General features: G+C 69.9%; 26 protein-coding genes, 1 tRNA gene and 1 riboswitch. Of the genes, 9 read left to right on the top strand and 18 right to left on the bottom strand.

Annotated elements, in window-relative coordinates; translation table 11 throughout:
- The first annotated feature begins 61 nt into the window (after positions 1 to 61).
- Positions 62 to 2,416 (top strand): transglycosylase domain-containing protein, encoded by a 2,355-nt coding sequence (locus tag ACIRSU_RS34455; protein ID WP_403800909.1) that lies wholly within the window; start codon positions 62 to 64, stop codon positions 2,414 to 2,416.
- On the opposite strand, the gene ACIRSU_RS34450 is transcribed toward ACIRSU_RS34455, so the two are convergent.
- The 3 genes from ACIRSU_RS34450 to ACIRSU_RS34440 all read right to left on the bottom strand — a co-directional run bounded on the left by ACIRSU_RS34450 (position 2,394) and on the right by ACIRSU_RS34440 (position 3,622).
- Positions 2,394 to 2,714 carry a DMT family transporter gene (locus ACIRSU_RS34450; RefSeq protein ID WP_403800906.1) on the bottom strand — a complete coding sequence of 107 codons (321 nt, stop codon included), beginning with the start codon at positions 2,712 to 2,714 and terminating at the stop codon, positions 2,394 to 2,396. The genes ACIRSU_RS34455 and ACIRSU_RS34450 overlap by 23 nt on opposite strands.
- Before the next feature lie 50 nt (positions 2,715 to 2,764).
- Positions 2,765 to 2,835: riboswitch (guanidine-III (ykkC-III) riboswitch) on the bottom strand.
- A gap of 94 nt (positions 2,836 to 2,929) precedes the next feature.
- Positions 2,930 to 3,268 (bottom strand): GroES family chaperonin, encoded by a 339-nt coding sequence (locus tag ACIRSU_RS34445; RefSeq protein ID WP_403800903.1) that lies wholly within the window; start codon positions 3,266 to 3,268, stop codon positions 2,930 to 2,932.
- 36 nt (positions 3,269 to 3,304) lie between these two features.
- Complete coding sequence (locus tag ACIRSU_RS34440; RefSeq protein WP_403800900.1) at positions 3,305 to 3,622, bottom strand: DUF3618 domain-containing protein; 318 nt, start codon at positions 3,620 to 3,622, stop codon at positions 3,305 to 3,307.
- A 196-nt stretch (positions 3,623 to 3,818) separates the two neighbouring features.
- Between ACIRSU_RS34440 and bcp the strand changes: the two genes are divergently transcribed.
- Entirely contained in the window at positions 3,819 to 4,286 is a 468-nt protein-coding gene (gene bcp, locus ACIRSU_RS34435; protein WP_403800898.1) for a thioredoxin-dependent thiol peroxidase, read from the top strand.
- A gap of 51 nt (positions 4,287 to 4,337) precedes the next feature.
- Positions 4,338 to 4,421 (top strand) — tRNA-Leu (locus ACIRSU_RS34430).
- Between the two features lie 47 nt (positions 4,422 to 4,468).
- Here ACIRSU_RS34430 and rdgB read toward each other — a convergent pair.
- From rdgB to ACIRSU_RS34410, 4 genes are all read right to left on the bottom strand, one after another.
- Complete coding sequence (gene rdgB / locus ACIRSU_RS34425) at positions 4,469 to 5,071, bottom strand: RdgB/HAM1 family non-canonical purine NTP pyrophosphatase (protein ID WP_403800895.1); 603 nt, start codon at positions 5,069 to 5,071, stop codon at positions 4,469 to 4,471.
- 12 nt (positions 5,072 to 5,083) lie between these two features.
- Positions 5,084 to 5,464, bottom strand: coding sequence for a hypothetical protein (locus ACIRSU_RS34420; protein ID WP_403800892.1), 381 nt, complete (start codon positions 5,462 to 5,464; stop codon positions 5,084 to 5,086).
- Between the two features lie 79 nt (positions 5,465 to 5,543).
- On the bottom strand, positions 5,544 to 6,275 hold the full coding sequence (rph, locus tag ACIRSU_RS34415; RefSeq protein ID WP_403800889.1) for a ribonuclease PH: 732 nt from the start codon (positions 6,273 to 6,275) through the stop codon (positions 5,544 to 5,546).
- A gap of 101 nt (positions 6,276 to 6,376) precedes the next feature.
- Positions 6,377 to 6,610: a glucose PTS transporter subunit EIIB gene (locus tag ACIRSU_RS34410; RefSeq protein WP_389206627.1), complete on the bottom strand. Its 234-nt coding sequence runs from the start codon at positions 6,608 to 6,610 to the stop codon at positions 6,377 to 6,379.
- A 195-nt stretch (positions 6,611 to 6,805) separates the two neighbouring features.
- Here ACIRSU_RS34410 and ACIRSU_RS34405 point away from each other — a divergent pair, with 195 nt between their 5' ends.
- Both ACIRSU_RS34405 and ACIRSU_RS34400 read left to right on the top strand, forming a co-directional pair.
- Complete coding sequence (locus tag ACIRSU_RS34405; protein ID WP_403800886.1) at positions 6,806 to 8,110, top strand: PTS transporter subunit EIIC; 1,305 nt, start codon at positions 6,806 to 6,808, stop codon at positions 8,108 to 8,110.
- 236 nt (positions 8,111 to 8,346) lie between these two features.
- Entirely contained in the window at positions 8,347 to 9,612 is a 1,266-nt protein-coding gene (locus tag ACIRSU_RS34400; protein ID WP_403800882.1) for a PTS transporter subunit EIIC, read from the top strand.
- Positions 9,613 to 9,726: 114 nt separating this feature from the next.
- On the opposite strand, the gene ACIRSU_RS34395 is transcribed toward ACIRSU_RS34400, so the two are convergent.
- Entirely contained in the window at positions 9,727 to 10,479 is a 753-nt protein-coding gene (locus ACIRSU_RS34395; RefSeq protein ID WP_403800880.1) for an MBL fold metallo-hydrolase, read from the bottom strand.
- A gap of 200 nt (positions 10,480 to 10,679) precedes the next feature.
- Between ACIRSU_RS34395 and ACIRSU_RS34390 the strand changes: the two genes are divergently transcribed.
- Positions 10,680 to 11,183, top strand: a complete 504-nt coding sequence (locus ACIRSU_RS34390; RefSeq protein WP_403800877.1) for a type II toxin-antitoxin system PemK/MazF family toxin — start codon at positions 10,680 to 10,682, stop codon at positions 11,181 to 11,183.
- Between the two features lie 82 nt (positions 11,184 to 11,265).
- Here the strand turns inward: ACIRSU_RS34390 and ACIRSU_RS34385 are convergent, their stop codons facing one another.
- The 7 genes from ACIRSU_RS34385 to clpS all read right to left on the bottom strand — a co-directional run bounded on the left by ACIRSU_RS34385 (position 11,266) and on the right by clpS (position 16,061).
- Entirely contained in the window at positions 11,266 to 12,216 is a 951-nt protein-coding gene (locus tag ACIRSU_RS34385) for a PLP-dependent cysteine synthase family protein (RefSeq protein ID WP_403800876.1), read from the bottom strand.
- Between the two features lie 14 nt (positions 12,217 to 12,230).
- Positions 12,231 to 12,509, bottom strand: a complete 279-nt coding sequence (locus ACIRSU_RS34380; RefSeq protein ID WP_403800873.1) for a MoaD/ThiS family protein — start codon at positions 12,507 to 12,509, stop codon at positions 12,231 to 12,233.
- Positions 12,510 to 12,626: 117 nt separating this feature from the next.
- Positions 12,627 to 12,743, bottom strand: a complete 117-nt coding sequence (locus ACIRSU_RS34375) for a putative leader peptide (protein ID WP_403800870.1) — start codon at positions 12,741 to 12,743, stop codon at positions 12,627 to 12,629.
- A 119-nt stretch (positions 12,744 to 12,862) separates the two neighbouring features.
- On the bottom strand, positions 12,863 to 13,288 hold the full coding sequence (locus tag ACIRSU_RS34370) for a Mov34/MPN/PAD-1 family protein (protein WP_403800867.1): 426 nt from the start codon (positions 13,286 to 13,288) through the stop codon (positions 12,863 to 12,865).
- A gap of 76 nt (positions 13,289 to 13,364) precedes the next feature.
- Entirely contained in the window at positions 13,365 to 14,801 is a 1,437-nt protein-coding gene (locus ACIRSU_RS34365) for an amino acid permease (protein WP_403800866.1), read from the bottom strand.
- Between the two features lie 361 nt (positions 14,802 to 15,162).
- Positions 15,163 to 15,756 carry a DUF2017 domain-containing protein gene (locus ACIRSU_RS34360; RefSeq protein ID WP_403800864.1) on the bottom strand — a complete coding sequence of 198 codons (594 nt, stop codon included), beginning with the start codon at positions 15,754 to 15,756 and terminating at the stop codon, positions 15,163 to 15,165.
- Positions 15,756 to 16,061 (bottom strand): ATP-dependent Clp protease adapter ClpS, encoded by a 306-nt coding sequence (gene clpS / locus ACIRSU_RS34355; protein ID WP_352080754.1) that lies wholly within the window; start codon positions 16,059 to 16,061, stop codon positions 15,756 to 15,758. Before clpS ends, ACIRSU_RS34360 begins: the two co-directional genes overlap by 1 nt.
- 110 nt (positions 16,062 to 16,171) lie before the next feature.
- On the opposite strand from clpS, the gene ACIRSU_RS34350 reads away from it, so the two are divergent.
- The gene (locus ACIRSU_RS34350) at positions 16,172 to 17,500 is read left to right on the top strand and encodes a nicotinate phosphoribosyltransferase (protein WP_403800862.1); all 1,329 of its coding nucleotides are present in this window, start codon (positions 16,172 to 16,174) and stop codon (positions 17,498 to 17,500) included.
- A 112-nt stretch (positions 17,501 to 17,612) separates the two neighbouring features.
- Entirely contained in the window at positions 17,613 to 18,209 is a 597-nt protein-coding gene (locus ACIRSU_RS34345) for an isochorismatase family protein (protein ID WP_403800860.1), read from the top strand.
- A gap of 76 nt (positions 18,210 to 18,285) precedes the next feature.
- Here the strand turns inward: ACIRSU_RS34345 and ACIRSU_RS34340 are convergent, their stop codons facing one another.
- Both ACIRSU_RS34340 and ACIRSU_RS34335 read right to left on the bottom strand, forming a co-directional pair.
- Positions 18,286 to 18,618: a hypothetical protein gene (locus ACIRSU_RS34340; RefSeq protein WP_403800857.1), complete on the bottom strand. Its 333-nt coding sequence runs from the start codon at positions 18,616 to 18,618 to the stop codon at positions 18,286 to 18,288.
- A 144-nt stretch (positions 18,619 to 18,762) separates the two neighbouring features.
- Complete coding sequence (locus ACIRSU_RS34335; protein WP_403800854.1) at positions 18,763 to 21,186, bottom strand: immune inhibitor A domain-containing protein; 2,424 nt, start codon at positions 21,184 to 21,186, stop codon at positions 18,763 to 18,765.
- Between the two features lie 389 nt (positions 21,187 to 21,575).
- On the opposite strand from ACIRSU_RS34335, the gene ACIRSU_RS34330 reads away from it, so the two are divergent.
- Positions 21,576 to 21,854, top strand: coding sequence for a hypothetical protein (locus tag ACIRSU_RS34330; RefSeq protein ID WP_403800851.1), 279 nt, complete (start codon positions 21,576 to 21,578; stop codon positions 21,852 to 21,854).
- A gap of 7 nt (positions 21,855 to 21,861) precedes the next feature.
- On the opposite strand, the gene ACIRSU_RS34325 is transcribed toward ACIRSU_RS34330, so the two are convergent.
- Positions 21,862 to 22,584, bottom strand: a complete 723-nt coding sequence (locus tag ACIRSU_RS34325; RefSeq protein ID WP_403800848.1) for an RDD family protein — start codon at positions 22,582 to 22,584, stop codon at positions 21,862 to 21,864.
- Positions 22,585 to 22,628 lie beyond the last annotated feature (44 nt).

Below are 22,628 nucleotides of genomic sequence, written 5' to 3'. Positions count from 1 at the left end.
AGCGGATTTCCCGTGTCGCCGCGAACGGTTTTCCCGTCCGATACATGCAAGATGGGATGCTATGTCCCATACATCCGGTGCAAGCTCATCCGGTACGAGCGAGGTACTGCCGCCCGAGGCCGCGGCCTGGGAGCCCCGGGACCCCACCGTCCCCGCGCCCCGGCCGCCCGGACGGCGCCCCCGCCTCGTCCTGCGGATCCTCAAGCGCCTCCTCGGCCTCGCCGTCCTCGGCACCCTCCTCCTCCTCGGCGGCCTCGTCGCCGGCTACCTCCTCGTGGACATCCCGGCCGCCAACGCCACCGCGGTCGCCCAGTCCAACCTGTTCCTCTACCGCGACGGCTCCCAGATCGCCCGCGCCGGCGAGGTCGACCGCGAGAACGTGAGCCTCGCGCGCGTCCCGCTCCCCGTGCAGCACGCCGTGCTCGCCGCCGAGGACCGGGACTTCCACACCTCACCGGCCGTCGACCCGCGCGCCATGCTCCGGGCCACCTGGAACACCCTCACCGGCAAGGGCCGCCAGTCCGGCTCCACGATCACCCAGCAGTACGTCAAGAACTACTACCTGGGCCAGGAACAGACCCTCACCCGCAAGGCCAAGGAGTTCTTCATCGCGCTCAGACTCGGCCGCGAGAAGTCCAAGGACGAGATCCTGGAGGGGTATCTGAACACCAGTTACTTCGGGCGCAACGCTTACGGCATCCAGGCCGCCGCCCGCGCCTACTACGGCAAGGACGCCAAGGACCTCGACACCGCCGAGGGCGCGTACCTCGCCTCCCTCCTCAACGCGCCCAACGCCTACGACGTCGCCAGCCACCCCGAGAACCGCGACCGGGCCCTCGCCCGCTGGCGCTACGTCCTCGACGGCATGGTCAAGGAGGGCTGGCTCGGCCGCGCGGACCGCGCCGCCGCCGTCTTCCCGGCCCCGCACCCGATGCGCCCCTCCGCCGGGCTCTCCGGACAGCGCGGCTACCTCGTCCAGGCCGTCGAGCAGTACCTCACCGAGCACGGCATCATCGACGACAAGACCCTGGCCGCCGGCGGCTTCCGCATCACCACCACCCTGGAGCCGGACAAGCAGGAGGCCCTCGTCCAGGCCGTCGAGGACCGCGTGACGTCGAAGCTCGACCCGGAGCGCCACCCCGCCGACAGGTGGGTACGGATCGGGGGTGCCTCGATCGACCCGGCGAGCGGGCGGGTCGTCGCCCTCTACGGCGGCATCGACTACACCCGGCAGTACGTCAACAACGCCACCCGGCGCGACTACCAGGTCGGCTCCACCTTCAAGCCCTTCGTGCTCGCCGCCGCGTTCCAGCACGGCGCGCAGACCCAGGAAGGCGAGCGGATCACCCCCAACACCGTCTACGACGGCGACAACCGGCGCCCGGTGCAGGGCTGGACCGGCGCCGCCTACGACCCGGCCAACGAGGACGACATCAACTACGGCGAGATCACCGTCCGCACCGCCACCGACCAGTCGGTGAACGCCGTGTACGCCCAGATGGCCGTCGACGTCGGCCCGGCCCGGGTCCGGCAGACCGCGGTCGCCCTCGGTCTGCCGCCCCGCACGCCCGACCTCAACGCCTCCCCGTCCATCGCGCTCGGCCCGGCCACCGCCAGCGTCCTGGACCTCACGCAGGCGTACGCGACGCTCGCGAACCACGGCCGGCACGCCACGTACACACTTGTCGACAAGGTCTCCCGGGACGGCGAGGAGCTCGAACTCCCGTCCGGCCAGGGCGCCCAGGGCGTCCAGGCCGTCGACCGCGAGGCCGCCGACACCACCACCGCCGTGCTGCGCGGCGTCGTCGAGGGCGGCAGCGGCACCACCGCCCTCTCCGCCGGGCGGCCCGCGGCGGGCAAGACCGGCACGGCGGAGGACGACAAGGCGGCCTGGTTCGCCGGCTACACGCCCGAGCTGGCCACCGTCGTCGCGATGATGGGCCAGGACCCGCAGACGGGCCGCCAGCTGCCGCTGTACGGGGCGCTCGGCCAGACCCGCGTCAACGGCGGCGGGGCGCCCGCCGAGATCTGGGCGCAGTTCACCCGCGACGCGCTGGCCGGGGTGCCGGCGAAGGACTTCGACCTGCGGCTGATGGCGGGCGCGGAGGAACCGCCGGCGCCGGACCTCCCGTACGGGCCTGGCGGGCCGGGCGGGGGATACGAGGGGCCGCAGCGCGGTCGCGGGGCGAACGGCGCGGGCGGTACGGCTCCCCGGGCGGGGGTACGGGACGGGGCACGCGAGTGGAACCCGTCGGCGCCCGCGAGGCAGGAGCCGCCCCGGGAGGCGGTGCGGCCGCCGGCACCGGACGCGCCCGCGCCCATGCCCGTGCCCGTACCGCCTCCCCCGCCCGTACCGCCTTCCGTGCCGGTCCCCGCCCCCGCTCCGGCTTCCGTCAGTGGCCGGACGTCGCCTTGAGGCCGACGACGGCCACGAGCAGCAGGCACACGAAGAAGATCCGGGCGGCGGTCGCCGGCTCGCCGAGCACGACCATGCCGAGCACCGCCGCACCGGCCGCGCCGATGCCGACCCAGACTCCGTAGGCGGTGCCGATGGGCAGGGTCCTGGTGGCCTGGGCGAGGAGCGCCATCGAGGCGACGATCCCGGCCACGGTGAGGACGCTGGGCCACAGCCGGGTGAAGCCCTCGGTGTACTTCATGCCGATGGACCAGCCGACTTCGAGCACACCGGCGAGAACGAGAAGAACCCAGGCCATGACGACGAACCTCCGCGAGACGGATCAGAGCGATCGGAGTGATCAACAGGGGTGCGTCGTCTTGTCGTGAACCCGGTACGGCGCGTCTCGTCGGGGTCCTTCCAGGCTAGCAAAGAGCAGGCAAAGACAAAGGCAAGGTGAAGGGCCTGGTGACCACTGTCACCAGGCCCTTCGTGGTCCTACTGCTACAGATGGAGCCGCTACAGATGGAGCTGCTACAGGTACAGCCCGGTCGAGTCGGAGGCGCCCAGGAAGCGGTCCGCGGCGACCGCGTGCAGATCACGCTCGCGCATCAGGACGTACGCCGTGCCCCGCACCTCGACCTCGGCGCGGTCCTCGGGGTCGTACAGGACCCGGTCGCCGATCTCGACGGTGCGGACGTTCTGCCCGACCGCGACGACCTCGGCCCAGGCCAGCCGGCGGCCGACGGCGGCCGTCGCGGGGATCAGGATGCCGCCGCCGGAGCGCCGCTCACCCTCGGGGGTGTCGGTCCGGACCAGGACGCGGTCGTGCAGCATCCGGATGGGCAGCTTGTCGTGGGTGTTGTCGCTCACGGTCCGAACCTACCTGGTCCGCTCTCTCCGCCCGTGTCAGCCCTTGCGCTTGCGGGAGGTCGCGATCAGCCCGATGACGGCGACGGCGACGAGCGCCGCCGGCACCACACGCTCCAGGCGCGGCGCGCCCTCCTCGTCGGTGAAGCGGGCCTTCACGTCCGAGACGACCCGGTTCACGGAGACGAAGGCGCGTCCCACGGTGTGGTCGATCTGGGCCGCGACCTTGGCCTTGGCGTCGCCGACGATCGTCTTCGGGTGCAGCCGGACGCCGATCTCGTCGAGCGTGACGGCGAGCTGGTCGCGCCGGCGGACGATGTCCGCCTCGATCTCCGCAGGGGTCCTGACGTCCGACACCGCGCTGCCTCCGTCGTAGTCGTGTGTCCGGTCTTCCGGTCTTCCGGTGACCCAGTATTTCGGTCTGGTATTACGGTCTGCGTTCCGGTCGTTTCCGACCGTTGGTGAACAGTCTGTCAGCTCAGCCGCCCGCGGGTCGTCCCCGACCCCCGTTAGGCTCGGATCGCGTACGTGAACTTCCCGAGGAGAGCCAGCCATGAGCGAGCGACTGCAGCCCGGCGACACCGCCCCCGCCTTCACCCTGCCCGACGCGGACGGCAACGACGTCTCCCTCGCGGACCACAAGGGCCGCAAGGTCATCGTCTACTTCTACCCCGCCGCCCTCACCCCGGGCTGCACCAAGCAGGCGTGCGACTTCACCGACAACCTCGACCTGCTGGCCGGCGCGGGCTACGACGTCATCGGCGTCTCCCCCGACAAGCCGGAGAAGCTGGCGAAGTTCCGCGAGAAGGAGCACCTCAGGGTCACCCTGGTCGGCGACCCGGAGAAGAAGGTCCTGGAGGCGTACGGCGCCTTCGGCGAGAAGAAGCTCTACGGCAAGGTGGTGACGGGCGTGATCCGCTCGACCGTCGTCGTCGACGAGGAGGGCAAGGTCGAGCGCGCCCTCTACAACGTCAAGGCGACCGGCCATGTCGCCAAGATCATCAAGGACCTCGGGATCTGATCCCTGGTCTGTGAGCGGGGCCGCCCGGCCAGTAGCATGACCGGGCAGCGAGCGGCCGTGGTGGAATTGGCAGTCACGCTGGGTTTAGGTCCCAGTGGGTTAACACCCGTGGGGGTTCGAGTCCCCCCGGCCGCACTCGGAACACGTACGGCAGTCTGATGCCCGCCCGCGTCGACGAAGCCCTACGACAGCAGTTCCCGTACGACGGGCGCCAGCGCCCGGAACGCCTTGCCGCGGTGGCTGATCGCGTTCTTCTGCTCGGGCGTCAGCTCGGCGCACGTCACGTCGTACCCCTCCGGCTGCAGGATCGGGTCGTAGCCGAAGCCGTTCGTGCCGACCGGCTCGTGGCGGAGGGTGCCGGGCAGGCGGCCCTCGACGACCCGCTCCGTGCCGTCCGGGAGGGCGAGCGCCGCCGCGCAGGCGAAGTGGGCGCCCCGGTGCGCGTCGTCGATGTCGGAGAGCTGGGCCAGCAGCAGGTCGAGGTTGGCCTTGTCGTCGCCGTGGGTGCCGGACCAGCGGGCGGAGAAGATGCCGGGGGCGCCGTTCAGGACGTCGACGCAGAGGCCGGAGTCGTCGGCGACGGCGGGCAGGCCGGTAGCCCGGGCCAGGGCGTGGGCCTTGAGGAGGGCGTTCTCGGCGAAGGTGACGCCGGTTTCCTTGACGTCGGGGATCTCGGGGTACGCGTCCGCGCCGACGAGTTCGAGGTCGAGGCCGGCGTCGGCGAGGATCGCGTGGAGTTCGGTGATCTTGCCCGCGTTGCGGGTGGCGAGGATCAGACGGGTCATGGCACCCAGTATCTACGGGGTGCAGACCTTGCCGATCTCGGTGGCCGCGGACGTGATCGGCGTGAGGTCGGGGGTCGTGTCGCCGTTCTTGACGGCGGTGCGGACGGAGTCGACGCCCTTGTTCAGGTCGTCGACGGCCTTGGAGAGGTCGGCGTTGTCCGTCGTGTTCTTGATCTTGCCCAGCTCGGTGTCGATGCTGTTCAGGGCCTCGTCGATCTGGGTCGGGTCGTTGGAGGCGTTGCTGACGGCCTGCTGGAGGTTGCTGACGGAGGTCGCTATGGCGTCGGCGGTGTTGACGCAGTCCATCGCCTTGTCGAGCGCGCCGCAGCCGACGAGCGTGCCGAGTGCGGCTGCCGTGGAGACGGCGAGGGCAAGGGTGCGGCGGTGCTTCATATGAACAGGTCCCCCCGGGGTGTGGACGGGGCGCACGGTTCGGCCCGTGCGCCCGTATCAGTGCAGATGCGCCGCGGTGCTACAGAGTTCCTTCGAGCGCCTTGCGCTGGATCTCGGCGAGTTCGGCGCAGCCGCCGGACGCCAGGTCGAGGAGCGCGTTGAGCTCCTTGCGGTCGAAGGGCTCGGCCTCGGCGGTGCCCTGGACCTCGACGAAGCGGCCGTCGCCGGTGCAGACGACGTTCATGTCGGTGTCGGCGCGGACGTCCTCCTCGTAGCAGAGGTCGAGGAGCGGGGTGCCGTCGACGATGCCGACGGAGACGGCGGCGACGGTGCCAGTGAGGGGCTTGCGGCCGGCGCGGACGAGCTTCTTGTTCTGGGCCCAGGCGACGGCGTCGGCGAGGGCGACGTACGCGCCGGTGATGGCGGCGGTGCGGGTGCCGCCGTCGGCCTGGAGGACGTCGCAGTCGAGGACGATGGTGTTCTCGCCGAGCGCCTTGTAGTCGATGACGGCGCGCAGCGAGCGGCCGATGAGACGGGAGATCTCGTGGGTGCGGCCGCCGATCTTGCCGCGGACGGATTCGCGGTCGCCGCGGGTGTTGGTGGAGCGCGGGAGCATGGAGTACTCGCCGGTGACCCAGCCCTCCCCGCTGCCCTTGCGCCAGCGCGGCACGCCTTCGGTGACGGAGGCGGTGCAGAAGACCTTGGTGTCGCCGAAGGAGATGAGGACGGAGCCCTCGGCGTGCTTGCTCCAGCCGCGTTCGATGGTGACGGGGCGGAGCTGTTCGGGGGTACGGCCGTCGATGCGAGACATACGACGAGCGTAGCCGCATGAGCGAAGGGCCCGTTCCCCTGCCGGAACGGGCCCTTCCGCAGCTGGTGTCAGCTGCTCGGATCAAGACTGATCAGGGTGCGTCACATCATGTCTTCGATGTCGGCGGCGATCGGGTCCGCGTCGGTGCCGATGACGACCTGGATGGCGGTGCCCATCTTCACGACGCCGTGGGCGCCGGCGGCCTTGAGCGCGGCGTCGTCGACCTTGGACGGGTCGATGACCTCGGTGCGGAGGCGGGTGATGCAGCCCTCGACCTCTTCGATGTTCTCGATGCCGCCGAGGCCGGCGACGATCTTCTCAGCCTTGCTGGCCATGTGCTTCTCCCTGTCCGTTCTGCGCACCGGTGGTCCGCTTTGTCACGGTAACCCACGGTTGGCCCAACCTCGCGAGCGCATACCGCCGTTCTGCCGAATGATGACGATCACCGGCGGCCTGCCCTCTGGCACCTCCGGAGCCTACCCCAACTGGTCTACACCAGTATGCAACCGCAGCGCCGAGGGAGGACGCCGATGAGTAGCGACAGCGCGCCGGCCGCACGGCAGAGGAAGGTGTCGTGGGGCGGCTTCTTCCAGGGGCTGCAGAAGATGGGCCGCAGCCTCCAGCTGCCCATCGCGGTGCTCCCGGCGGCCGGCATCATCGGCCGGCTCGGCCAGCCGGACGTCTTCGGCTCCGAGGGCCTGGGCTGGGACGACGTCGCCAAGGTGATGGCAGGAGCCGGCGGCGCGCTGCTCGACTCGGACCTCGGTCTGCCGCTGCTCTTCTGCATCGGCGTCGCCATCGGCATGGCGAAGAAGGCGGACGGCTCGACGGCCCTCGCGGCGGTGGCCGGCTTCCTCGTCTACCGGGGCGTGCTGCACGCCTTCCCGAAGGCCTGCCCGGCGGGTACGAGGGACATCGGCGGCGGCTGCCTCGGCCCGAACGACACCTTCGCCGGGTACACGTACCAGAACCCGGGCGTCTTCGGCGGCATCGTCATGGGCCTGCTCGCGGCCTTCTTCTGGCAGCGCTACCACCGGGTGAAGCTGGTCGACTGGCTGGGCTTCTTCAACGGGCGCCGGCTCGTGCCGATCATCATGGCCTTCGTCGGCATCCTCTTCGCCGCGCTCTGCCTGTGGATCTGGCCGCCGATCGGCGACGGCCTGGAGAACTTCAGCGACTGGCTGGTCGGGCTCGGGGCCTGGGGCTCGGGCATCTTCGGCATCGCGAACCGCGCGCTGCTCGTGATCGGCCTGCACCAGTTCCTGAACGTGCCGATCTGGTTCCAGTTCGGTTCCTACACCAAGCCGGACGGCACGGTGGTGCACGGCGACATCACCATGTTCCTGGCGGGCGACCCGGACGCCGGGCAGTTCCTCTCCGGCTTCTTCCCGATCATGATGTTCGCGCTGCCGGCCGCCGCCCTCGCCATCACACACTGCGCCAGGCCGCACCGGCGCAAGGAGGTCGGCGGCATGATGCTGTCGGTCGCCCTGACCTCGTTCGTCACCGGCATCACAGAGCCGATCGAGTACTCGTTCCTCTTCATCGCGCCGGCGCTCTACGTGATCCACGCACTCCTGACCGGCGTGTCGATGGCGGTGACCTGGGGCCTCGGCGTGCACGACGGTTTCAGCTTCTCGGCCGGCCTCATCGACTACGTGATCAACTGGGGGCTCGCGACCAAGCCGTGGCTGATCATCCCGATCGGCCTGTGCTTCGCCGTCGTCTACTACGCGATCTTCCGGATCGCGATCATCAAGTTCGACCTGCCGACGCCGGGCCGCGAGCCGGAGGAGCTGGCGGAGGAGATCGAGCGGGACGTCACCAAGGCGTAAGCCCTGCTCGGACAGGCCCTCGGACCTCGTGGTCCGGGGGCCTTTCGTCGTCCCGTGACCGGCTATGGCTCAGTGCACAGAATTCACAGGTTCCTTATCTAAGTCACACGTGCTACAACAGGTCTACACCAGTTAATGGTGTAGACCACGCGGTCCAGACCACCGCGTTCCACGAGACGCCGCCGTCACCCCCTTTCACTGTCCTCTGGCGGCGCCTTGCCTACTGGAGGAAGTTGATGAGTACGGCCACCGCCCAGGCCGCCGCTCCCGCGAAGAAGCGCGGATCCGGCCTGTTCCAGGGCCTGCAGAAGGTCGGTCGCAGCCTGCAGCTGCCGATCGCCGTGCTGCCGGCCGCGGGTATCTTGCTCCGTCTCGGCCAGCCCGACGTGTTCGGTGCCGACGGCCTCGGGTGGGGCAAGGTCGCCTCCGTCTTCGCCACCGCCGGCGGCGCGGTCTTCGACAACCTGCCGCTGCTCTTCTGCATCGGCGTCGCCATCGGCTTCGCCAAGAAGGCCGACGGCTCCACCGCCCTCGCCGCGCTGGTCGGCTTCCTGGTCTACAGCAACGTGCTGAAGGCGTTCCCGGTCACCGAGGCCGTCGTCAACACGACCGCCAACAAGGGCGTCGACGTCGCCGCGACGTACAACAACCCGGGTGTCCTCGGCGGCATCGTCATGGGTCTGATCGCGGCCGTGCTGTGGCAGCGGTTCCACCGCACCAAGCTCGTCGACTGGCTCGGCTTCTTCAACGGCCGCCGGCTCGTCCCGATCATCATGGCCTTCGTCGGCACCGCCGTCGGTGTCTTCTTCGGCCTGGTCTGGGAGCCGATCGGCGAGGGCATCTCCAGCTTCGGCGAGTGGATGACCGGCCTGGGCGCCGGTGGCGCGGGCCTGTTCGGTCTGATCAACCGCGCGCTGATCCCGGTCGGCATGCACCAGTTCGTGAACACCGTCTCCTGGTTCCAGATCGGCGACTTCACCAACGCCTCCGGCGACGTCGTGCACGGCGACCTGAACCGCTTCTTCGCCGGTGACCCGAGCGCCGGACTCTTCATGTCGGGCTTCTTCCCGATCATGATGTTCGGCCTGCCGGCCGCCGCGCTCGCCATCGCGCACTCCGCCCGCCCGGAGCGCCGCAAGGCCGTCCTCGGCATGATGATCTCGCTCGCCCTGACCTCGTTCGTCACCGGCGTGACCGAGCCGATCGAGTTCTCGTTCATGTTCATCGCGCCGCTGCTGTACGCGATCCACGCGGTCCTCACCGCGCTCTCGATGGCCGTGACCTGGGCGCTCGGCGTCCACGCGGGCTTCACGTTCTCGGCCGGCCTCATCGACTACGGCCTGAACTGGAACCTCGCGACGAAGCCGTGGCTGATCATCCCGATCGGTCTGGTCTTCGGGGCGATCTACTACGTGGTGTTCCGCTTCGCGATCACCAAGTTCAACCTGCCGACGCCGGGCCGCGAGCCCGACGAGGAGGTCGAGGACCTCACCAAGGCGTGAGCCTCACGTCGTACGACCCCGTGCGACCTCGTACGACGGGAAGTCCCCCGGAACCACCTGGTTCCGGGGGACTTCCCGCTTTTTCAGATCTCGTACCGCCGGATCTCGTACGGCTCAGATCTCGTACGTGGCGCCCGTGTACGCCAGCTCCGCCGGCCCCCCGTACACCTCGCGCGCGTCCGCCAGGTTCCGCTCGCCGTCCGTCCACGGCGGGATGTGAGTGAGGACCAGGCGGCGCACCCCGGCGCGGGCGGCGTGCGCGCCGGCCTCGCGGCCGTTGAGGTGGAGGGCCGGGATGTCCTCCTTGCCATGGGTGAAGGACGCCTCGCAGAGGAAGAGGTCCGCACCCTCGGCCAGCTCGTGCAGCGCGTCGCAGACGCCGGTGTCGCCGGAGTACGTGAGCGCGCGGCCGCCGTGCTCGACGCGGATGCCGAACGCCTCGACCGGATGGCACACCTTCTCCGTGCGCACGGAGAACGGGCCGATCTCGAACGAGCCCGACTTCAGCGTGTGGAAGTCGAAGACCTCGCGCATCGAGGTGGGCGACGGCGTGTCCGCGTACGCCGTGGTCAGCCGCTGCTCCGCGCCCTCGGGGGCGTAGACGGGGATCGCGTCGCATCGGCCGCCCTCGTGGCGGTAGTAGCGGGCGACGAAATAGCCGCACATGTCGATGCAGTGGTCGGCGTGCAGATGGCTGAGGAAGATCGCGTCGAGGTCGTACAGACCGATGTGGCGCTGCAGCTCGCCGAGGGCGCCGTTGCCCATGTCGAGGAGCAGCCGGAAGCCGTCGGCCTCGACGAGGTAGCTCGAGCAGGCCGAATCCGCGGACGGGAACGACCCTGAGCAGCCGACGACGGTGAGCTTCATGGAGCGTGAACCTCCGTGTACGGGAGCGGAAAGCGCGCTGAGAGGGGAGGTCGTGCGGTCTGTCGAGCGTACGGCGCGTGGCGGCCGGTCGCTCCTCCGTGGCGGCCCGTTGTGGGCGAACTCACGGGCTCTGTCACCGGTTCGGATGGATGGCGGGGCGACGCGGCCGGGTGAGCGGCGCGCCGGTACCTTCTTGAGGTATGGACATGTCGTGGTGGCCCGCGCTCGTCGCGGCCGTGGTGGTCGCGCTCGTCGCGGTGCTCGCCGGGGGCCGGCGGCGCTCGGCCGGGACCCGTCGCCCCGCGGGGCGCGGCCGCCCGCCGGGCCGCCCGGCCCGCCCCGCCCGGCCGGCCCGCGCGGCCCCGCCCGCCCGGCGCGCGCAGGCGCCGGCGCGGCTGCCGCGCGCGGGTGAGATCTGGTGGGCGGAGGTCCCGTACGAGGACGGACCCGGCGCCAAGGACCGCCCCTGTCTGGTCCTGGCCCTGCGCCACGACACCGCGCTCGTCGTCAAGATCACCAGCAAGTACCACGACGAACGCCCGGGCGTCATCGCCCTGCCGCCGGGCTCGGTGGGCGACGCCCAGGGCCGCCCGAGCTTCCTGGAGACGGACGAGCTGCGCGACGTCCCGGTGTGGGGTTTCCGCCGGCGGGTGGGGACGGCTGACCCGGTGGTGTGGGACCAGGTGCGGCATCTGGCGCGGTGAGCACGACGGCAGGCACGCGGGGCCGGACACCACGAAGCCCGGGGGCTCCGGCCCCCGGGCTTCGTACGTGTGCGGGCTCGGGCTACGCCCAGAGCTGGTCCTGCACCGCGGCGATCGCCTCTTCGGTCGTCGCGGCGGTGTAGAGGCCCGTCGAGAGGTACTTCCAGCCGCCGTCGGCGACGACGAAGACGATGTCGGCGCTCTCGCCGGCCTTGACGGCCTTCTTCCCGACACCGATGGCCGCGTGCAGGGCGGCGCCGGTGGAGACGCCGGCGAAGATGCCCTCCTGCTGGAGGAGTTCGCGGGTGCGGGTGACGGCGTCGGCGGAGCCGACGGAGAAGCGGGTGGTGAGGACGGAGGCGTCGTAGAGCTCGGGGACGAAGCCCTCGTCGAGGTTGCGCAGGCCGTAGACGAGGTCGTCGTAGCGCGGCTCGGCGGCGACGATCCTGACGTCGGGCTTGTGCTCGCGCAGGTAGCGGCCGACGCCCATGAGCGTGCCCGTGGTGCCGAGGCCCGCCACGAAGTGCGTGACGGAGGGCAGGTCGGCGAGGATCTCGGGGCCGGTGGTGGCGTAGTGGGCGCCCGCGTTGTCCGGGTTTCCGTACTGGTAGAGCATCACCCAGTCGGGGTGCTCCGCCGCCAGCTCCTTGGCGACGCGGACGGCGGTGTTGGAGCCTCCCGCGGCCGGCGAGGAGATGATCTGGGCGCCCCACATGGCGAGCAGCTGACGGCGCTCCTCGCTGGTGTTCTCCGGCATGACGCACACGATGCGGTAGCCCTTGAGCTTGGCCGCCATGGCGAGCGAGATGCCGGTGTTGCCGCTGGTGGGCTCCAGGATCGTGCAGCCGGGAGTGAGCCGGCCGTCCTTCTCCGCCTGCTCGATCATGTGGAGCGCGGGGCGGTCCTTGACCGAGCCGGTGGGGTTGCGGTCCTCCAGCTTGGCCCAGATGCGGACGTCGTCCGACAGGGAGAGCCGGGGCAGTCGGACCAGCGGCGTGTTGCCGACCGCCGCCAGCGGAGAGTCGTAACGCATCGGGATCAGGCCGCTCAGACCATGCCGCCGGCGACGGCCGGCAGGATCGTCACGCTGTCGCCGTCGGCGAGCTTGGTCTCGATGCCGTCGAGGAAGCGGACGTCCTCGTCGTTCAGGTAGACGTTGACGAAGCGGCGCAGCTTGCCGCCGTCGACGATGCGGGCCTCGATCCCGGGGTGGCGGGACTCCAGGTCGGCGAAGAGCTTGCCGAGGGTGTCACCGCTGCCCTCGACGGCCTTGGCGCCGTCGGTGTAGGTGCGGAGGATGGTCGGGATGCGGACCTCGATGGCCATGTCGTGGGCTCCTGTCGGAAGGGGCGGCGGTAGGGCGCGCGGCTCTGGCCCCCGCGCGGGGGGTCGTACTCGGACGTACTCGGCGTTCGGGTGCGCTCGGGCCTGACGGCAGGTGGTTCAGAGCGCAGCGCGCGGCGGACACATCGCGCTGGCGAGGCGGCACAGGTCGACGTGCAGCCGCGCCACGAGCAGGGGTGCGCCCGGCGTCTCTTCGCTCACGTCGTGGGAAACCATGCGCTCATCGTATCGATTCCCGGTCCGGGTTCCGGAATGTGATCTCACATCACGGACGGATCGCGTTCGCCTGACGGACGGGCCCGGCAGGGTCCGGGCCCGCGCTCAGTGCCGTGCGATCACTCGTACGCCTCGACGACCTTGACCTCTTCCTCCTCGACGACGCCGTCGACGATCGTGTACGAGCGGAACTGGAAGGGGCCCGCGCCGTCGGTGTCGGCGGTGGAGACGAGGACGTAGTGGGCGCCCGGCTCGTTGGCGTACGAGATGTCCGTACGGGACGGGTACGCCTCGGTCGCGGTGTGCGAGTGGTAGATGATCACGGGCTCCTCGTCCCGGTCGTCCATCTCGCGGTACAGCTTGAGCAGGTCGGCGGAGTCGAACTCGTAGAACGTGGGCGAGCGCGCCGCGTTCAGCATCGGGATGAAGCGCTCCGGGCGGCCCTCGCCGACCGGCCCCGCGACCACGCCGCATGCCTCGTCGGGGTGGTCCGCGCGGGAGTGTTCCACGATCTGGTCGTACAGGGCTCGGGTGATGGTCAGCATGCCGACAGGATAAGCAGACGGGCCGCCCCGTACCGAGGTTTGGTACGAGACGGCCCGAATACTGAGAAAGTGCAGGTCAGGACCGCTTGGCGAAGGCGGCGCCCTCGGGGTTGCGGGCCTTCAGCGCCAGGTACGAGACCGCGAGGATCAGGCCCCACACCGGCGCGCCGTACAGGGCGACCCGGTTGTCCTTGTCCATGCCCATCGTCACGATGACCATGCCGATGAAGGCGAGCGAGAAGACGCTGAACCAGATGCCGCCCGGGGCCTTGAAGGAGGACTGGGGCAGCTCGCCGCGGTCGGCCTTGAGGCGGTAGCGGATCTGGCAGACGAGGATGACGATCCAGGCCCACATGCCGGAGATGGTGGCGAAGGAGACGACGTAGTTGAACGCCTCGCCGGGCCACTGGTAGTTGATCCCGACGCCGACCAGCATGAGCGCGGCCGAGACGGTGGTGCCGACCAGCGGGGTGCCGGACTTCGTCAGCTTGGTGAAGACCTTCGGGCCCTGGCCGTTGAGCGCGAGGTCGCGCAGCATGCGGCCGGTGGAGTACATGCCCGAGTTGCAGGAGGAGAGCGCGGCCGTCAGGACGACGAAGTTGACGATCGCGGCGCCGATGCCGAGGCCCATCCGCTCGAAGGCCTCGACGAACGGGGAGACGCCCGGCTTGAAGGCGGTCCACGGGACGACCGACAGGATCATGATCAGCGCGCCGACGTAGAAGACGGCGATGCGCCACGGCACGGTGTTGATGGCCTTCGGCAGGACGGTCTTCGGGTCCTTGGACTCGCCCGCGGTGACGCCGACCAGCTCGACGGCGAGGAAGGCGAACATGACCATCTGCAGGGTCATCAGGGTCGAGAAGATGCCGTTCTTGCCGGCGAAGAAGCCGCCCAGGTCCCACAGGTGGGTGAGGGACGCGGTGTCACCGGCGTCCGAGAAGCCCAGGGTGAGGATGCCGGCACAGATCAGGATCATGCCGACGATCGCGGTGACCTTGACCATCGAGAACCAGAACTCCAGCTCGCCGAAGAGCTTCACGGAGATCAGGTTGGCGGCGTAGAGGATGACGGTGAAGACGAGGGCGGACAGCCACTGCGGGATGTCCCACCAGTACGTCATGTAGGTGGCCGCGGCGGTGACCTCGGTGATGCCGGTGACGACCCAGAAGAGCCAGTACGTCCAGCCGGTCACGAAGCCCGCGAAGGGGCCGATGAACTCGCGTGCGTACTCCGAGAAGGAGCCGGACACGGGGCGGTACATGAGGAGCTCGCCGAGCGCCCGCATGATGAAGAAGATGACGAGGCCCGCGGTGGCGTACGCGAGGATCAGGCTCGGTCCCGCGATGGAGATGCCCTTGCCCGCGCCCAGGAAGAGACCGGTGCCGATGGCGCCGCCGATCGCGATCATCTGGATCTGACGGGCGCCGAGTGCCCGGTGATAACCCTCGGCCGGAGCGGAGTCCGCGGCCTCATTGCCGTCGTGCTGCTGATCGACCTGCACTGAGGTCATGGTGGTGCGCCTTTCTCCATGCTGATCCGCGCACCGGCCGGCTCGGCCGTCTGTGCTGCGGATCAGGTCCTGATCCCCCCGGATGTGGAATGGAGTGCCACCGGCGGTCAGCCGGTCAAAGCGCCTCCGGGGACAGGGGTGGCGTCCCCGGGCGGTCGTGAAGATTTATCACGCGCTTAACCGTGATCGGTGGGTATGCGCGTGACGCGCACCACAAAAAAATCCGGACAAAGGTGATTCAAGACGCCAGAAGAGGCACTTGGATAACGTATTCGTTATCCGGATTTGAGCGTCCGCTGAGCGAACACACTCCGAACGCCCGACCCCAGTACCGGAACAACCGGATCCACTACGCCGCCGGCTACGGCATCAGCGTCTCGACGAGCGTCTCCTGCAGCCCGCCCAGCCACAGGTACGCCATCACCATCGGCTTGCGCGGATCCTCGTCCGGCAGCCGGTACAGCTGCTCGCTCTCGTCGTCCTCCGTGACCTCCAGCCGGGTGCCGATGGTCAGCCGCAGGTCGTTGAGCGCGCCGAGCCAGGCGCGGGACTCGTCGACGGTGAGCTTGAGAATCCCGCCGCCGCCCTCGCCGGCCGCCGCCGAGTCGGAGGCGAGCGAGTCGAGGCTGCGGACCATGGTCAGGGCGTCGTCGCGCTTGCGGGCCCGCAGGTCGTTCTCGGTGAACCGGCGGAAGTCCGCGGCGGCCTGGCGCAGCTCGTCCGTGTCGTCCCCGTACGCGTCGGGGAAGAGCCGGCGCAGGGCCGGGTCGGACGGCGGCTCGCTCGGACCCTCGGCGAACAGCGCGGCCAGCGGGTCCTCGCCCGCGACCGGCTCGTCGCCCGGGCCGATCAGCTCCATGAGCTGGACCGCGAGCGAGCGCAGGATGGAGACCTCGACCTCGTCGAGCGCGACGGCCGCGCCGCCGCCGGGCAGGCTCTCGAAGCGCCCCGCCATCAGCCGCGGTCCTGCGAGAGGGTCGCCCACAGGCCGTAGCCGTGCATCGCCTGCACGTCCCGTTCCATCTCCTCGCGGGTGCCGCTGGAGACCACCGCGCGGCCCTTGTTGTGCACGTCGAGCATCAGCTTGTGCGCCTTGTCCTTGGAGTAGCCGAAGTACGCCTGGAAGACGTAGGTGACATAGCTCATCAGGTTGACCGGGTCGTTGTGGACGAGGGTCACCCAGGGCACGTCGGGTTCGACGACGGCGGAGACCTCCTCGGCCGATTCGGTCCGTTCGATCTCGATAGGCGCAACGCTCACTTACCCCATGCTGCCACCTGACAGGGGGCGTCGCACCAACCGACCCCCCGCTCGGCCGCCGCTCGGCGCAGTATTCGTCAAACTGACGAATACTGCGCTAGCATCATCACATGAACGCTGCGGACCTTGGGCTGCCGGTGGACGTGCCGTCGACCGCGCTCTTCACCGACCAGTACGAGCTGACCATGCTGCAGGCGGCCCTCAGGGCCGGCACCGCGGACCGCAGGTCCGTCTTCGAGGTCTTCACCCGCCGGCTGCCCGAGGGGCGGCGCTACGGCGTGGTGGCGGGCATCGGGCGGGTCCTGGACGCCGTCGAGAACTTCCGCTTCGACGCGGGCGTGCTCGGCTTCCTGCGCGAGCGCGACATCGTCGACGAGCCGACCCTCGAATGGCTCTCCCGCTACCGCTTCTCCGGCGACATCTGGGGCTACCCCGAGGGCGAGGTGTACTTCCCCGGCTCGCCGCTCCTGCGCGTCGAGGGCACCTTCGCCGAGTGCGTGCTCCTGGAGACCGTGATCCTCTCGATCCTCAACCACGACTCCGCCATCGCGGCCGCCGCCTCGCGCATGTCGGTCGCCGCCGGCGGCCGGCGGCTCATCGAGATGGGCGCCCGCCGCACCCACGAGCTGGCCGCCGTGGCCTCCTCGCGCGCCGCCTACGTGGGCGGCTTCGACTCCACCTCCGACCTCGCCGCCGGCTTCCGCTACGGCATCCCGACCGTGGGCACCTCCGCGCACGCCTTCACCCTGCTGCACGACACCGAGCGCGACGCCTTCCGCGCCCAGATCGACTCGCTCGGCAGCGGTACGACCCTGCTCGTCGACACCTACGACGTCACCGAGGCCGTCCGTACCGCCGTCGAGGTGGCCGGCACCGGGCTCGGCGCCGTCCGGATCGACTCCGGCGACCTGCTGCTCGTCGCGCACCGGGTGCGGGCGCAGCTGGACGAGCTGGGCGCGCGGGACACCAAGATCGTGGTCACCTCCGACCTCGACGAGTACGCCATCGCCTCGCTCGCGGCCGCGCCGGTCGACGCGTACGGGGTCGGCACCCAGCTCGTCACCGGCAGCGGCCACCCCACCTGCTCGATGGTCTACAAGCTGGTCGCCCGGGCCTCCTCGGCCGACCCGAAGGCCCCGCTGGTCCCGGTCGCGAAGAAGTCGCTGGGCGGCAAGGCGTCGGTCGGCGGCCGCAAGTGGGCCGCGCGCCGCACGGACGCCGAGGGCGTCGCCGAGGCCGAGGTGATCGGCACCGGACCGGTCCCGCCGGAGCTCGTCGACCGCCAGCTCCTGGTCGAGCTGGTCAAGGGCGGCGACGTGGTGGCCCGCGAGCCCCTGGAGGCGGCCCGCGCCCGCCACATCGCGGCGCGGGCGGCACTGCCGCTGTCGGCGATGCAGCTGTCGCGCGGCGAGCCGGTGCTGCCGACCGAGTACGCCTGAGCAAGGCGCACGCAATGCCTCAGAGCGCCCCCTCCCTAAGGGAGGGGGAAGTCTCTAGGCTCGACCCCATTCCCAGGACCACCCCGCCGACGCCTCGCTAAGGACACCCGCCATGCACCGCGCATTGATCGTTGTGGACGTTCAGAACGACTTCTGCGAGGGCGGCAGCCTCGCGGTGGCCGGCGGCGCGGACGTCGCCGCCGCCATCACCGAGCTGGTCGGGGAGACGGCGGGGGCCGCGTACCAGCACGTCGTCGCCACCCGCGACCACCACGTCGAGCCGGGCGCCCACTTCTCCGACGAGCCGGACTACCTCACCTCGTGGCCGCGGCACTGCGTGGCCGGCACCGAGGGCGTCGGCTTCCACCCGAACTTCGCGCCCGCCGTCGCCAGCGGCGCGATCGCCGCGGTCTTCGACAAGGGCGCCTACGAGGCCGCGTACAGCGGCTTCGAGGGGCGCGACGAGAACGGCAGCACGCTCGCCGACTGGCTGCGTGCCCGCAACGTGACCGAGGTCGACGTCGTCGGCATCGCCACCGACCACTGCGTGCGCGCCACGGCCCTGGACGCGGCCCGTGAGGGCTTCCACACCCGGGTGCTGCTCGACCTGACGGCCGCGGTGGCGCAGGAGACCACGGACCGGGCCATGGAGGAGCTGCGGCAGGCGGGCGTGGCGCTGACCGGCAACCCGGTCGTCGCCCGGTCGTAGCGGGCGCTCACAGGCGCTCGCAGGCGCTCGCAGCGCCTGAGGCGGCGGGCTCAGGCAGCGGGCTCGGGCGGCGGGCTCAGGCGGCGGGGCTCAGGCCACCGGGCTCTTCCACCGTGGGGGCCTTGGGCAGCGACCGTACCGGGTGCCACAGCTCCCGGGCGTCTATCCGCCAGAGCAGGCCGTCCGGGTGGTGCAGCACGGCCGTTATCTCGTCCGGTGTGGGCGGCTCGGCGTTGCCGCGGAGGTAGACGGCGCGCAGGCCCAGGTTCCGCAGCCGGGTCAGGGCGCGGGCGCGGTTCGCCGCGTGCACCAGGAAGCGGACGGTGGCGCCGTCGCCGGCCGGGCTGGGCAGTCCGATGGCGACGACGACACTGCCTCCAGGCAGTCTGCAGAACCCTCCGCTGGGCATGCGGAACCACTCCCCCGTGGAACTACTGTCAATAAGGTCGGGCGGCCATGAGCCGTAGACGCACCTAAACACGATCGGCCGCCGCCCGCTAGAGGGCGACGGCCGATCATGCTCTGACCTGCGGTGATGCAGGAGAATTCGTTGTTACTTCACCGACGGGCCAACCTGGACCGTGACCGTGGAGCCGTCCTTGGCCTCCTTGAGAACACGGATCTGGGTGTTGGTGTCAGTTACCTGGACACCGGCGAGCGGGGTCTCGGCGTACCAGTAGACACCCTTGTGGTCGTCGAAGACCGGGTTACCGGCCTGGGAGGGGACCCAGGTCGCCTTGTCCAGCTTGTGCAGCTGGAAGCCGTCCGTGCCGGAGATGCTGAACGGGGAGTCGTACGACTGCATGCGGGCGCGCATCAGGGTGCCGTCGCTCCACTTCAGCGGGCTCGGGTGCGAGTCGATCGGGAGGACGAGGCCCTTGCCCGGGTGCTGGGAGGTGTTGTTGTCCTTCTGGGACAGGTCCCACTTCCAGATCAGCAGACCGTTCTGGTACGGGTAGTGCTCGACCCAGCTCGCCTTGTCACCGGTGAAGCCGAAGTTGTACGGGCCGACCTTGAGGGTCTGGTCGTACGAGGTGTACTGGCGGTTCTCCGCGATGTAGTACTGCTCGTACTCCTTCGTGAAGCCCTTGCCGATGCGCGAGAAGCCCTTGGCGACCCAGCCGTTGTCACCGTTCTCGGCGTTGTCCGAGAAGACGGCGGCACCGTCGGCGGTCAGCGTGATGGCGTCGGCGGTGAAGCCCTTGCCGCCCGCGCCGCCGTCCGTCTGGTAGCGGAAGCGGAGCTTGACCTTCTGGCCCGCGTAGGCGTCCAGGTTGTACGAGAGCTTCTGGTACGCGCCGGAGGCACCGGTCAGCGCCGGGGCGCCGGAGGAGTCCTTCTGCAGCGGCTTGCCGTCGGCGGTGCCGTCGAGGGCGTGCCAGTTGGCGCCGCCGTCGGTGGAGACCTCGGCGTACAGGAAGTCGTAGTCCTGCTCGATGTCGTACCAGCCCTGCAGGTCCAGCTGGGCCTTCGACTTGCCGGTCAGGTCGACGTCACGGGTGAGGGTGTTCTTGAGGTCGTCACCCATGTTGCTCCACCACTGGGTGGCGCCCTCGGCGGGGGCCACGACCTCGGTGGAGACCTTGCTCTTCGGCAGCTCGACGAGGAGCGCCTGCGGGTTCTTGGTGTTGTACTCCGAGACACCCAGCTTGAACTTGGTCTTGGTGGCGCGCTGCCAGTCGTTGACCTTGGCGTAGTTCAGCCAGCCGAGCTGCAGCTTGTCCCAGGCGCTCATGTCGCCGGGCATGTCACCGATGGAGTCCTTGCCCGTGCCGAGCCAGGAACCGGACGACATCAGGTCCCAGAAGCCGGTCGAGTTGTCGCCGCCACCGGAGGTGTCGTAGTGGTCCGGCAGACCGAGGTCGTGGCCGTACTCGTGGGCGAAGACGCCGAGGCCGCCGTTCTCCGGCTGCATCGTGTAGTCGCCGACCCAGATGCCGGTGTCACCGATCTGCGTGCCGCCGGCCTTGTTGTCGGCCGGGCCGGTCTTGCCGGCGTCGGTGCCGTAGGCGTACCAGCGGTGGGCCCACAGGGCGTTCTTGCCCTGGACGCCGCCGCCGGCCGACTCGTCCTCGCCCGCGTGGACGATCTGGAAGTGGTCGATGTAGCCGTCGGGCTCGTTGAAGTTGCCGTCGCCGTCGTGGTCGTAACGGTCCCACTGGTCGTACTTCGACAGGTCCGCCTTGATCTCGGCGTCCGTCTTGCCCTTGGCCTTCTGGTCGGCGACCCAGGCGTTGACGCCGTCGCGGACGGTGTCCCACACGTTGGCGCAGTTGGTCTGGCCGCAGTAGTTGGAGCCGTAGCGGGCCTCGTTGTACGGGACCTTGACCCAGTCCGAGACCTCGCCGTCGACCGAGTAACGGCCGGACGAGGTGCGCTCGTAGAAGGTCTTCATGGAGTGCTTCGGCTTGCCGGCCTTGTCCTTGCCGGTGCCGAAGTACAGGTCCTGGAAGTGCTGCTGGTTGTAGTCCGCCTGCCAGGCCGTCGAGTTGTCCTTCGCACGGTCGGGCTGGGCGATCTTGTTGTGCAGCGGGCCGGGCTCGCCACCGTACTTCGGCTTGAGGTCGGTGGTGTCGTCGTCCTTGCGGTCGACCAGGGTGGTGTTGTCCACCTTGTCGCCGAACTCGACGAGGATCGTGAAGATCTTGTCGGTCTTCTCACGGCCGAGCTCGACGTACTTCTTGTTGTCGAGCTTGACGACCTGGGAGCCGTTGCGCTTCTCGACCTTGGTCTCGCCGTTGAGCACCTGCTCCACGGCGGCCTTGCGAGCCTGCTCCTGCTGCTTGCTGAACGGACCGTCGAGGTCGTGGTCGACCGCGGTCTTGTCAATCGCGTTGGCCCGGGCCGCGGCGCTGGCCGCCGGCTCCGGGGTGTGCGAGTCGGCCCAGGCGGTGCCGAACGTCGAGGCGGTGGCGGCGGTGGCCGCGAGCACTACGACGACGGCGGACGCGCTGATCGCCCGTCGCTTGTTGGTCACTTGTTTCGTCCTCCCCAGGGCGCGCTCGACACCGGTCGGATCTATGTGGGGTGTCCGCCCGGGCGGAAGCGCGCGTCACAAGTGACGACATTCGACCGGAGTTGAAGAAGAAAAGACAGATCTTGACTTGGGCAGGTCAACTGCACTATGCGGGAGCGGATTTCCGATAGTCGAACATCGAACGAATTCGGGGTGAGCGCCGACAAGGTCCGGGCGAGGCGCGGAAGGGGCGCACGCCAGGCCCGGCGCTGGGCCGTGCGCCCCTGCGCCCCCTGTGCACCGGCTCGCGCGACCCGTGGGTTAGGTCACGCTTACTTACGGTTCCGCTCGGGCATCCACCGTCATAGAGTCGTCCGTTGCCACGATCGCTCCGAGGGACGGTACCCGTCATGCGCCCGAACGTCGTGAACGTCACCCAGGTCGCCTACGGTTCGGCCACCGTCGTGCTGTCGACGGCCGCCCTGCTGCTGCTCTCCGGCACGACCACGACACTCGGCATCGCGGCGGTCTGCGCCGCGGGGCTGATGCTGGGACTGCTGGTGGCGGTGACGATGCCGGTACGGGCGCGCGCCGTCAAGACTCCCGGCGCGGCCGGATCCCCGCACGAGGAGATCCGGGTGCCGGCCGCACCGGTGGGCGCGGGGGCGGACACCCGGATCGGTTCGTAGTCCGGCGCTACTGCGGTACGGACACGACGACCGTCTTGGCGGCCTTGTCGTGCAGCCCCTGCTTGTACGGCTTGTCCACGAGGATCAGGATGAGCAGGAGCAGCGGCCACAGACAGGCGCAGCAGATCAGCGCGGGCAGCCAGAGCACGAGCGCGCGGACGAGCGAGGTGCTCATCGGCGGCGTCGACCCGTCGTTGAGCATCGCGACGCGCAGCTTCATCCACTTCTTGCCGAGGGTCTGACCGTGCTGCGTCGCGACCATGACGGTGTCGTACGCGACGTACGCGACGATCGTGAGCAGCTGGAACGCCAACTGACCGCCGCCGTTCAGGCTGTTGACGGTGGCGTCGAAGTTGTCGCTGTTGGTGGCGCGCTTGTAGACGTCGAACGGGATGCCGATGAGCGCGAGCGGCACGGCGATGATCAGCCAGTCGATGATCCGGGCGACGATCCGGCGCCCGGAGTCGGCGAGCGGGGGCATGCCGGCGAGCGGGTCCGGACCGCCGTAACCGTAACCGCCGTCGCCGCCGTACGGGGGCGGGGGCGGGGGCATGTTGTCGTACGGGTTGCCGGGCGGTGGCGGGCCGCCGGGCGGTGTGCCACCCGGTGGTGGACCGCCCAGTGGTGGACCGCCCGGCGGTGGGCCTGGCGGCCCCGAGGGCCGCTTGCTGAACGGGTCGTCCTCGGGCGGCGGACCCGGGGGCGGAGGCGGCGGCTGATCGTTGCTCATGGGGGCAGTGCATCCCGCCCCCATGGCCCCCGCAAGGAATCGCC

Source organism: Streptomyces sp. NPDC101160, from assembly GCF_044768205.1.
Taxonomy (GTDB): domain Bacteria; phylum Actinomycetota; class Actinomycetes; order Streptomycetales; family Streptomycetaceae; genus Streptomyces.
The sequence above is the reverse complement of the archived record's forward strand: the minus strand, read 5'-3'. Positions and strand labels throughout refer to the sequence as shown.